This is a genomic window from Streptomyces sp. NPDC001137 (genome assembly GCF_040298885.1).
Taxonomy (GTDB): Bacteria; Actinomycetota; Actinomycetes; order Streptomycetales; family Streptomycetaceae; genus Streptomyces.
The window spans coordinates 349,333-360,513 of record NZ_JBEPBA010000009.1 but is presented as its reverse complement, the minus strand read 5'-3'; the positions used below and the strand labels follow the sequence as shown (position 1 = coordinate 360,513).

The window sequence follows — 11,181 nt, the reverse complement described above, 5'->3', positions numbered from 1 at the left end:
GGCGGGCTTGGGCAGGCGTGCTTGGGCCGGTGCGGACGAGCTTGGGACGGATCGGCAAGGATCCCTCCTCTTTGGGGACAGGCCCGCCCCGGGCAGTCGGGGGCGGGTGGACCAGGAACGCAGGCATCGGTGTTGTTTCTGGGCCCGGACGCTACACAGCCCGGCCTGCGGGAGCGTTTATCGCGCCCGGGTGGCGCCCCGGCGTGCCCCGGTGGCAGGCGGCCGGGCGCACTCGTGCCGGCCGGCGGGTGGTGGGGTGCGGCGGGCGGGCGGTGATTGAGCCAACCTGGCCGCGGGCGGTGGCGGGGTGCCCGGTGGCGGGAACGCTGTCGGTATCAGGACCCGCCCGGTGTGCGGCGTGCGGGCCGGTCGGGGGTCAACGGGGCATCGGGGGATGGATGTTGGCGGAGTCGTTGGCGGCGCTGGCCGCTGCCGGGGGCACGGCGGTGGTGCAGTGCGCGGGCACGGACGCGTGGGCGATGGTGCGCGAGCGGGTGGCCCGTCTGCTCGGTGGGGGCGATGTGGGGCGTGAGGCGAGGGAATTGGACCGGCTGGATCAGACCGGGCGTGCCTTGAGCGGCGACAGTGCTGCGGACCGTGCGCAGGTGGTGCGCTGGGAGAGTGCCTGGCAGACCCGGCTGGAGTTGTTTCTGGAGACGCTGGCGGGGCCGGAACAGGCCGCGGCGGCGGATGAGTTGCGGCGGCTGGTGGCCGACGCGCACCCCCACGCGGCGGGGCGGGTGGTGCGGGCGGGTGAAGGGGGTGTGGCGGCCGGCGGTGAGGTGTCGGTGCAGGCCTCCCAGCAGTCGGTGGCCGGGGCGGTGGTGCGGGTGGAGGGCGGCATCCACCTGTCCCCTTTCCCGACGGCCGGCGACCCGCAGCAGCCGCCTCCACCGCGGCCGAGCCGGGGCTTTTAGCCGCGCCCGTAGCCGGGCCGGCCGGCCCGGCGCAAGGGGGGCGGGCGGTGGTGGCGCAGCACGGCGGATGGGCGGCCGGCCAGGTGCTGGTGGAACAGCTCGTGCTGGCGGCAGGCCTGCCGCAGCACGGTGGTGGGGCGGTGACGCTGGCGCCGCCGCTGGGTGAGCGCGACCCGCGCTATCCGCTGCGCGGGCGCGAGGTGGTGGTCGAGGCGCTGCTGGGGTTGTGCCCGGGCGGGGGGCGGGGCCGGCTGCAGGTCGTACACGGGCTGGGCGGGGGCGGCAAGACGGCCGCGGTGCTGGAGGTCATCCACCGCCACCTCGAACGGCAGACGGGCCCGGCCGCGCCGGTGTGGTGGATCGATGCCAGGGACGCCGCGGCGGTGGAGGCGGGGTTGCGGGTGGTGGCCCGTCAGGCGGGCCTGCGCGCCCGCGACATCCGCGCCGAGGACATGGCGGATGCGCTGTGGCGCCGGCTCGCCCACCTGACGGCGGGCTGGGTGCTGGTGCTGGACGGGGTGGACGATCCCGCCTGGCTGGACGGGCCGGGCCGGCTCATCTCGGGCACCGGATGGCTGCGCCCGCACCTGGCGGCCGGTGGGCTGGTCATCGTCACCAGCCGGCACGGCGCCCCCACCGTGTGGGGGGCGCGGGCCGTCATGCACCCCATCCGCCCGCTGGCGCCGAGCGATGCCGCGCGCGTGCTGCTGGATCGCACCGGGCCAGGGGCGGGCGAGGTGGGACAGGCCAGGGCGCTGGCGGTGCGGCTGGGCGGGCTGCCGCTGGCGCTGCATCTGTGCGGAACCTATCTGGCCGAGGTGAGCGCCATGCCGGCGGCCTATCGCACCCCACAGGCTCCGGTGGACTTCGCCGGCTTGCGGCGCGCGGTGCAGGACGGCCACGGCCCGGTGGAGGCGTTGCGGGTGGTGGCCCGCACCCGGCAACTGGCCCTGAAGGTGCTCGAGCGGCGCGGCCTGGCCTGGGCGGGCCGGCTGCTTGAGGTGCTGGCCTCGTTCGCGGATGCTCCACTGCCGCACACCCTGCTGCTGCGCCCCGAGGCCCTCGCCGGCGCGGTGGCCGGTCTGGAGGCGCTCGATGGCCGCCAGATCTGGCACACGCTCACGGAGCTGGCCGCCCTGGGCCTGCTGGAGCTGGATGGCCCCGAACCCGGCCGGCCGGGTGTGCCGGTGGTGCGGCTGCATCCGCTGATCAGGGATGTCAGCCGGCGGCCGGCCGACCCCGTCGCCGCGCTGCGCCTGCTGCACGCCGCCGCCTGCCGGGAGGGGATGCAGGTGCCGGAGGAGCCGGCCACCTGGCCGGCCTGGCAGCTGCTCGCCCCGCACGCCCTGGAGCTGGCCCACCACGCCCACGTCGGCGCTGACGTGGCCGATGCGGTGCGGCTGGCCGGGACGGAGCTCGCCGAACTCGGCGCCCGCTACCTGCAGTCCCAGGGCATGTTCGACCAGGCCTGCCTCCACCTGGAAGGCGTGCTGGCGGCGCGGCGCCGCCTGCTGGGCGAGGATCATCCCGACACCCTCTCCGCCCACCACAACCTCGCCGGCGCCCTGCACGATCTGGGCCGGCTGGAGCCGGCCCGTACCGCCTACCGCCACGTCCACACCACCCGCAGCCGCCTGCAGGGCGAGGAGCATCCCGACACCCTCACCGCAGCACACGAACTCGCCCGCGTCCTGCACGACATGGGCGACTGGGCCGGGGCACGCACCCTGCTCGAGCAGGTCCTCGACGCCCGGCACCGCGGGCAGGGCGCCCAGCACGCCCACACCCTGGCCGCCCGGCACGAACTCGCCCGCGTCCTGCACCACCAAGGCCATCACAGCCAGGCCCGTCACGCCTACGAGACCCTCCTGGCCCTGCGCCTGCACACCCTGGGCCGGCTCCACCCGCGCACCCTGACCACCCGGCACAACCTGGCCTGCCTGCTCCACGACCTCGGCGAGGTGGCCGCCGCACACCAGGAGCTGGACGCCACCCTCACCGCCCGCACCCGCATCCTGGGACCCGCCCACCCGCACACCCTGTCCACCCAGGACCGGCTCGCCCGCCTCCTGCACGAGCGGGGCGAGAGGCAGCGGGCGCGCGTCCTGCTCCAGGACGCCGTCGACACCGCTCGCCGCACCCTGGGCGAGACCCACCCCGACACCCGCCGCATGACCCACACCCTGGCCACCTGGGGCAACCCGGCTCCGTGAGCCGGGGCAAGGAGGTGCCCTGCGCCAGCGCGGTGCCCGTGAGGGCTTGCGGCGGCCTATGTGGCAACCTGCCCGCCCGCCTGTTGTCTTTCCTCGGCGCTGAGTCGCAGGCTGGCAAGGTGGTGTGCTGTGTCGAGGGCCTGCGGATGGTCCGGACCCAACACGCGTTCCTCGTCGGCCAGCAACTCGGCGAACGCGTCTGCGACGCTCATAGTGATGTCGAGGTCCATGTCGGCGCCGGCAAGGACTGACTCGCCCAGCCAGTACAGGAGGTTATGCCGGGTGGCGAGCGTGTCGGGGTGATCCGGTCCCAGGATGCGTATCCGGTCTTCCAGCAGTTCTCCGAAGGTGTGGGTGGAGGCGGAAACGTCCCCTGCTGCGCCCTGCCAGTAGGCCAGCTGATGTCGGGCGGTCAGCGTGTCGGGGTGGTCGCAGCCCAGCGCCCGGACCCGATCGTCCAGCAAGTCGGCGAAGGCGGCCGCCGCGCCGGCCGCATCACCGGCTACACCCTGCTGATCGGCGAGCCGATGCCGGGTGGCGAGCGTGTCAGGATGGTGGTGCCCCAGCACCGTTTGCTGGGTGGCCAGCAGGGCCGAGAGGTCGGCCGCATCGGCCGGCACACCGTCCACTGCCTCCTGCCACTGGGCGAGTTGGTGCCGGGCCGAGAGGGTGTGGGGGTGCTCGGGGCCCAACACGCGCTCCTCGTCGGCCAGCAGCTCGGCGAACGCGGCCACCGCACCCGCCGCATCACCGGCTGCTCCCCGCCAGTAGGCCAGATTGTGGCGTGCAGTCAGCGTGTCAGGGTGATCTCTGCCCGAGACCCGCACCCGATCCTCCAGCAGCTTGGCGAACGCGGCCACCGCACCCGCCGCATCACCCGCCCTTCCCCGCCAGTAGGCAAGCTGATTTCGGACGGCGAGGGTGTGGGGGTGCTCGGAGCCCAACACGCGCTCCTCGTCGGCCAGCAGCTCGGCGAACGCGGCCACCGCACCCGCCGCATCACCAGCCTCGCCTTGCCAGTGGGCGAGCCGGTGGCGCGCCCTGAACGTGGCGGGGTGGTTCCGCCCGAGGTAATGCTGGGCAGCGGTGTGGAGGTCTTGCCAGCGGTGTGCGGCGGCATGAAGCTGGCCGGCCTGGCCGAGGCTTAGGGCGGCCCGGTAGAGCACGCCGTGGTTGCCGGACTGCCACAGCGTGGGGGCGGAGTGGGCGGCGAGAGCGTCGCTGTTGGCGCGCAGAGCCTGGGCGAGGGCGGTGTCGTGCTCGATGTCGGGCCATGCCTGGACAAGGGCGTCGGCGGTGGCGCGTACGAGGCGCTCGCGGCGCTCGGGGGTGAGCGTATCGCGGGTGGTCCGCTGGACGAGCCGATGGATGCGGACCGCGGCGGGCACGCTCTGTGGGGCATGCTCGATCAGGCTCAGCCGATGCAGAACGCGCAGGGCCCGCAGTGCCTCGTCGGCGGGAACGGACCGAGCATCGGCCCGCCCGGCGGCGTGGTTTCGGTGGTCGGTGAGGTAGGCCAGGGCGGGGGGCCCGGCCAGCAGGGGGCCCGGGATGCCGTTCGGGTCGAGCATCGCGAGGAGTTCCAGCATGGGCCGTGCCAGGCCGGCCGGGACAAGCTGGTCGGCGCGTTGCACGGACAGCGCCCAGGTGGCAGCGACCGGAGCGTCGTGGTCGTCGGGCAGGCCGGATGGGTCGGGCAGCAGCTCGGTCAGGATGCGTTGCTGATCGGCCAGCCGGGCGCGGTAAGTGGCGCTGTCCAAGCCGGTGTCGATGAGGTAGGCGACGGCCTGGGACAGTGCCAGGGGCAGGCGGCCGAGTTCGTCGGCGAGGGCGGCCAACTCGTCCTCGCACTCGGTGCGGCCGTGGGTGGCCAGCGCCGTCGTGAGATAGGCGATGGCCTCGCCGGGGGTGAAGACGCCGACCTCGATGAGCGTGCGGCCGCTGCCGGTCAGGGCGGCTTCGCGGCGGCGGGTGGTGATGAGGGTATGGCCGTGCGGGCTGGCGGGCGGCCACAGACCGCGCAGGTCGGCGGGGTCGGCGAGGTCGTCCAGCACCACCAGCCAACGCCGGCTGAAAGGCCCAGGCTTGGGCTCCAGCCATGCCAAAAACGCCCGCGCCGCATGCTCCGGGGCAGCAGGATCAGCGTCGAGGATCTCGGCGGCGGCCTGGGTGTACGCATCCACGATCGCGGCCCGAGTCGAGGCAGTGATCCACACCAGCAAGTCCACCGCTCCGGCCCGCCACAAGGTGCGGGCATGCCGGGCGGCGAGCTGGGTCTTGCCGACCCCGCCCAGGCCGGCCAGCACCTGCCCGGCCATCGTGGCCCCGCCCGGCTGTGCCATGGGCGTCTGCTCCAACTGGGCGGCGGCAGCACGGTCTTGGAGGGAGTCAGCCTGCCGGGGCAGTACTCCGACCTGGTGCGGCCACGTCACCGCAGGCCGGGGCGCGGCGTGGTAGGCGACCTGGCCGCCGTCGGCCACGTATCCCACGGCGAGGCTGCCGCCGCGGGCACTGACACTGCTGCCGGCCGGGAGCGTGCCGGGCGAGGGTGGGCTGATGGCGGCCGGTCCGTTCAGCCCTGGGGCGGATCCGGCATCCGAGGGTGGGCGATGTGTGCACCTCCATGAAGCACACCGGCGGCGATCGATCCGTGCTCCGCGCGGATGTCGACCTGGCCCGCAGCCAGCCCGCCCGGCCCAGCGAGCGCACCCGGCCCAGCATGCTGCGCCAGCAGGCCACGCAGCTCTTCGGCTGCCTGCGCCCGCGCGCTGCCTTCCAGGCCTTCCAGCACGCTCTCGATGCGCGTCTGCCAGGCGCCTTCCTGCAGGGCCTGGACCCGCTGTGCCTGGTCCGCGTGGGCGGCCTGCACGAGGACCATGGTCTGCTCCAGGCGCTCCTGTTCGGCCCGCTCTCGCTGTGGATCGCCCCGGCCCAGCCAGCGCGCCATCGCCTGGCGCAGCGCCGCCCAGGCATCCGTCCCGGCCGCCGTCACCACGGCGGTGCCCCCCGACGCGGCCAGCGCGATCAATGCCGGATCAAGCATCCCCGACCTCCCCCTTCATCGCCTGTCTCGACGGTAGCGCCCCCTGTCCCGCGCGGGCATCCTCTTGCCGCCACGCCCGCCTCACACGGAGGCGTCCGGGCCCGGTTAGGGGCCACTGGTTGAATCCAGCCCCTCCAGGCCACGGTGACCCTCGGCTGGCCCATCGAGCGCGCGGCCGTAGGGGGTGAGCGGATCCGTCGACCGGCGTGGCCGACGGGCGGATGGAGGGGTCAAGGAGCGCACCACGGCAGTGATGTCGCGCAAGGAGCCGACAGTGATGGTGGCGCCGGCCTCTTTGAGCAGGCGAGCCTTGCGGAGGGTGGTGGCCAGGGCGATGAACTGGATGCCGGCGGCTTGGGCGGCGAGTGCGTCGGCGACGGACTCTCCGATCAGGAGGGTGCGCGTGCGTGGGCCGCCGAGGGTGTCGGTCGCCAGGGTGATGGTGTGGGGGTGGGGTTTCATCAGGCGGGGGTCGGCCGGCCGGCCGAAGACCTGGATGCGGTCGGCGCCGACCGACGGCGCGAGCCGGCCCAGGAATGCCTCGACGGCGGCGCCGGCGTGATCGGTGGCCACCGCCAGACGCCAGTGACCGGCCGTCAGCACCCGCAGCAACTGCACCACCCCGGGCAGGGGTTCGGCGTGGTCGGCCGCCTGAACCTCCCACCGGGTCAGGGCGTGGTCCAGGCGGCGGATCTGCCGGCGTGAGGCGGGGCGTACCAGCTGGCGCAGCATGCCCACCGGGTCCGTGGGGGTGTGCGGGCCGACCGGCAGCTGCAGCTGGTGGGCGGTGTGCAGCAGCTGCTCGGAGACGGTGTGCAGGCCGGCGCCGAACAGGCGGCACAACAGTCCGTCGAAGCTGAACAACACGGTGTGCGCCCGCCGGAAGTGCTGCTGCAGTTCGGCGCCGGGCACGTGCCCCTGGATCTGGGACTCTCTTGCCTGAAGGAGGGTTTTGACGGCCGGGTAGAGGGCGTCGTACCAGGGCCGGTAGGTCTCGCAGTGCTCGGATCCGGCAGCCGCGATCTGATAGCCGGGCAGCTGCCCCACGCCGCCGGTGGAGGTGTGCAGCAACGAGGGCGGGATGGCGGCGACGGCCGCCTGGGCCAGGCCCAGCTGCTGGGGGGTCAGCCACAGGCCGAAGGCGCGCACGGTGTGCAGCAGCGCCAGCGCGCGCCACACGTCGGCGGGCAGCAGGCAGCGTAAGAAGGCCTCCAGCCGGCCCGGCAGCGACGCGGTGAGCTCCTCGAGGCGGGCCGTCTCGCTGTCCTGCTGGGCGCGGGCGGCGGCCTGTTCCGCCGCCGAGGCCCCGAAGTCGGCCACCGCCGCCAGCGCGGCCCGGCGCCGCTGCACGCCGCGCAGGCGTGTGATCTCGCAGGCCACCAGCCGGGCCACCACCGACGCCGGCCGCCCATACAGGCCGGCCAGCTCGGCGATCTCGGCATCGTCCGAGGTCGGCTGGGCCAGGCGGCCCGGCGCGCCATAGCGTTCCCGCAGCACGGCCAGCAGCCGGCCCGAGTGTTCGAGCCGGGCCAGGACAGCGGGCACCTGCGCCAGATGACTCTCCAACTGCGTGGCCGACACGCCCAGATGGGCGGCGACCTGGAAGACCAGGTGGTAGCTGCGGGCGGCGACCAGTCCCTCGCTCTCCAGCCGCCGATAGCTGCGCGGTGCGATCCTCAGCTGCCGGGTCAGATCGCTGGCGCGCAGACCGCTGGCCCGGCGCAGGTCCGCCAGTGTCCACCGCCCGATGTCGCGGGTGTCGGCCAACTCAAGCGGTGTCAGGCCGAGTTGCTGTGCGAGGGCGGCGAGACGGGGCGGATCGGGCGCATAGCGGCCGTGTTCGTAGGCGAGGATCTGCGCCTTGCCCGCCCCCACCCGACGCCCCAGCTCGGCCGCGCTCATCCCCCGTCCGCCGTCGGCCTGCAGGCGGGCGGTGCGCAGCCTGCCGCCGTCGAAGAACACGCCCAGTCCCCGCGCCACCACCGACCACCCCCGCCCGCAGGGTACATTTTAGGAGCACCTTCACGTCCCGGAAGGCGCGAACTTTCCGCGCTCACACCGGCCTTGACCAGCCATGCTGTGAATCTGGGACAGATGGAGGGGTGGCTGCGCCCCGGCGGCCGCCACAGTGAAAGCCGCCCGCCGTCGGCCTGCGGCCGCCCGGCGGGTAGTGGCCGCACAGCAAGGAGGCCCCGCACCCCAGCCCGTCAAGCACAGGATGCGAGACCTCCCGCCCAGAGCGGCGACCGCCACACCAGCGCCCTTCCCGTCTGCCACGGGAAGGCCGTCTGGCTGCCCACCGGCAGCCAGCTGGAGGAACATACGTCCCCTCAGGTGTGTTGATCACCCTCCTTCGGATCCACCGGACCCGTCGGAGGACGTGATGCCATCTCTCATCCCTCCCCTCCCGCGTCGGTCGACGCGGCCGCGGCCCACCAACCCGGCAAAGGGAAAGAACACACGCCACCCTACTCACGCCCCACCACCACCCCGTTTACCACCGGCCCACCCCCAAAACCCCAGCCCACCACCCCCCTTACCCCCCCACCGGCGGGCCCGGCAGGCGCCCGGTCCCGCCCCCGCGAACCCCCGCGCCCCCCGCCGGGCCGGGCGGGTGCCCGGCCCGGGAAGGGACCTCCTGCACCGCCGGCCGGATGCGCGCACCGGGCCAGCCGACGAAGCCACGAGCGGTGCGGCCCGTGTCAGTGCCGGCCTGATTCCACCTGATCCGCCGGCGCGTCCGGGCGCTCGGCCTCGGCCTGCTGCCGCAAGCGCGCCTTGGCCACCTTCTCCTGATCGGCGGCCAGCGCCGTGGCCCCCGCGCTGAAGACGGCCAGCACCACCACGGAGGCGATCAGGGAGACCATGACGCTCCTGTCCGTGCGTACCAGGTAGAAGGCGAGCATGGCGCAGGCCGTCATCCCCGCACACCAGCACGCCGCCCGCGCCCGTCGCCCCGCGCGCACGAGCACCTGCCAGGCCGCCGCAAGCCACCCATACAGGTGCGCCCAGACCCGCACCCGCCGGGGCAGGCACACGGCAGTGCCGTTGATCCGGCGCAGCCGCTCGGCCATCTCCTCGCCCCCCGTCGCATGTCCCGGGATAGGCGCCGTCAAAAAGAACTGCAGGTCGCTGCAGAAATCGGCATAGGAACGGTGCGCCGGTTCGATAAAGACCAGATCGACCCGGCCGGGCGCCTGAGGCGCCCTACCGGCCGACCCAGGGCCCGGGGTGTGCTCCGATGTACTGCTCATGCCCGTGCCTCCCTTCCCGACGTCTGGCCGGCGCGGTGCTGGCGGGGCAGGTCTGGAAGGTCCACACGGCCGTCATTCATGATCCGCTCAAGCTTCTTGCGGGCCCGGCACAACAACACCGCCTGTGCCCCGTACGACTTGTCCAACGCCCCCGCCCGCTCCCGGCCGTTTATCCCCACCGCCGCCATGCGTACCACCGCCCGTTCCTCGGGCGTCAGCAGCATCAGCAGCCCGTTCAGTCGCTGCATCGTCTCCGACGACTCGAAATACGCCGCCGGATCGGCGAAGAACGAACCGTCCGCCACCTCGATGACCATCCCCTCGAGGGCCAGCTGCGAGGTGAACGTCTCCCGCAGCCGGCCCTGCCGGCGCACTTCGTCCACGGCCCGCTGGCCAAGCCGCCGCCACAGCGCCCGCTCCGGATAGGGGTGCGCGTCCCAGATCTCGCGCACCTCGGTGAACGCCGTCTGCGCGACATCCTGGGCATCTTCATGGCCCAGGCGGAAAGCCTTGGCCACGTAGCCGACACACTGGTCCCAGTGCCGTCTGTAGTACTCCTCGAACAACAGCTTCGGTCCGCTGCGGCGGGCGCCCGGCCCGCGGCTGACCCTCATGGGCCCGTACCAAGACAATGGGTGATCACTGACGCCTGTCCTAGCAGTTCCTGGCGGGGCCGTTGAGACCCCATGACACTAAAGAGACGAACGAGCCGCTCGAACCTTTACACCCGCAGGCCAGCGCCCCGACGCCGCCCACCACCCGCCGGCGAGCGCAAAAAAGGCGCCCATCCACCACGCACGCCGGCTCACCGGTATGCGGTGAACTCCCCAAGGCGGCCCGCAGTTGACGATCGCGCCAGGTGACGATCACTACGCAGTGCGGGGTGCGGGCGGCGAACCGGTCATCCTCGCTCTCCAGCCGGCCGGTCGGGGTCAGCGCGCCGGAGCCGCTGTCGGGTATGTAGCGGGCGAAGATCTCCACGCCCTCCAGGAAGGCGGTGTCCGGCGGGATGGTGATCCTGATCCGGTCAGGTGCCCTCCACGGCACGGTCCGGCGCGAGTTGCTGCTGCAACCACGCGTGCCGGAGCGGGTAGACGGCGCCCGCCTGCCGTAGCAGTCGCCGCTCATGCGCCTCGGCGAGGAAGGCCATCAAACACCAGAGGGAGTCGGCCGCCTGCGGCGCACCGCCACAGGCGGGCGATGAGCAGTGTTCGCCACGCGGATCCAACCAGAATGATCAGCCCGATCGGCAGGCAGACGGCGGTCGCGATGCCCGCCCCCTTCCGCCACACCACATAGGCGAGCAGGGCGCTGAACCAGGCGAGCATCAGCACGAGGAAGCCGCGGATGGAGCCCGTCTTCCGGCCGGAGCGAAGACTGTCCCGCGGGCTCGAGGTGCGGCTGGTGTCGACGGGCACACCGAGCTACCGGCGCAGGCCGGCGGCGAATCAGGCAACGTCCTTGACTGCCAGCCGACCCTGACGGGGAGTCGTTGCGGGCTGGTTCTAGGGCAGGACGATCCATGTGTAGAGGGATCCCAGCAGCGCCACCACGATGCTGACCAGCGCCAGCCACCGGCCCGCATCCCAACCCCACAAGACCGGGGTCGGCGTTGATGGGGATCTCTGAAATCGGCCAGTGCCGCTCGTCGCCCCACTCGGTCCAGCGCTCAACGGAGTGGGGTTTCAGCAAGCGGTGCGCGCGTCGGCCGGAGCGGCCCGGTTATGGAACGTGCGGGCCGTACTGGTCGGTCA

Annotated in this window: 9 protein-coding genes; 2 read left to right on the top strand and 7 right to left on the bottom strand. The window is 73.3% G+C overall.

Translation table 11 applies throughout. The features are described 5' to 3' along the window. The first annotated feature begins 398 nt into the window (after positions 1-398). Positions 399-917 carry a hypothetical protein gene (locus ABT254_RS20890; protein ID WP_351471975.1) on the top strand — a complete coding sequence of 173 codons (519 nt, stop codon included), beginning with the start codon at positions 399-401 and terminating at the stop codon, positions 915-917. A 47-nt stretch (positions 918-964) separates the two neighbouring features. After that, a complete protein-coding gene (locus ABT254_RS20885) occupies positions 965-3,130 on the top strand; it encodes a tetratricopeptide repeat protein (RefSeq protein ID WP_351471972.1) in 2,166 nt (721 codons plus the stop codon). Positions 3,131-3,186: 56 nt separating this feature from the next. Here ABT254_RS20885 and ABT254_RS20880 read toward each other — a convergent pair whose 3' ends face one another. From ABT254_RS20880 to ABT254_RS20850, 7 genes are all read right to left on the bottom strand, one after another. Continuing rightward, positions 3,187-5,619 (bottom strand): tetratricopeptide repeat protein, encoded by a 2,433-nt coding sequence (locus ABT254_RS20880; protein WP_351471969.1) that lies wholly within the window; start codon positions 5,617-5,619, stop codon positions 3,187-3,189. Between the two features lie 83 nt (positions 5,620-5,702). Next, complete coding sequence (locus tag ABT254_RS20875) at positions 5,703-6,173, bottom strand: hypothetical protein (protein ID WP_351471966.1); 471 nt, start codon at positions 6,171-6,173, stop codon at positions 5,703-5,705. Between the two features lie 105 nt (positions 6,174-6,278). Beyond that, positions 6,279-8,153 carry an HAD family hydrolase gene (locus ABT254_RS20870; protein ID WP_351471963.1) on the bottom strand — a complete coding sequence of 625 codons (1,875 nt, stop codon included), beginning with the start codon at positions 8,151-8,153 and terminating at the stop codon, positions 6,279-6,281. Between the two features lie 722 nt (positions 8,154-8,875). After that, the gene (locus ABT254_RS20865; protein WP_351471960.1) at positions 8,876-9,427 is read right to left on the bottom strand and encodes a hypothetical protein; all 552 of its coding nucleotides are present in this window, start codon (positions 9,425-9,427) and stop codon (positions 8,876-8,878) included. Beyond that, positions 9,424-10,041, bottom strand: coding sequence for an RNA polymerase sigma factor (locus tag ABT254_RS20860; RefSeq protein WP_351471957.1), 618 nt, complete (start codon positions 10,039-10,041; stop codon positions 9,424-9,426). Before ABT254_RS20860 ends, ABT254_RS20865 begins: the two co-directional genes overlap by 4 nt. A gap of 40 nt (positions 10,042-10,081) precedes the next feature. Beyond that, the gene (locus tag ABT254_RS20855; protein ID WP_351471954.1) at positions 10,082-10,408 is read right to left on the bottom strand and encodes a hypothetical protein; all 327 of its coding nucleotides are present in this window, start codon (positions 10,406-10,408) and stop codon (positions 10,082-10,084) included. Positions 10,409-10,551: 143 nt separating this feature from the next. After that, entirely contained in the window at positions 10,552-10,845 is a 294-nt protein-coding gene (locus ABT254_RS20850) for a hypothetical protein (RefSeq protein WP_351471951.1), read from the bottom strand. Positions 10,846-11,181: the final 336 nt, after the last annotated feature.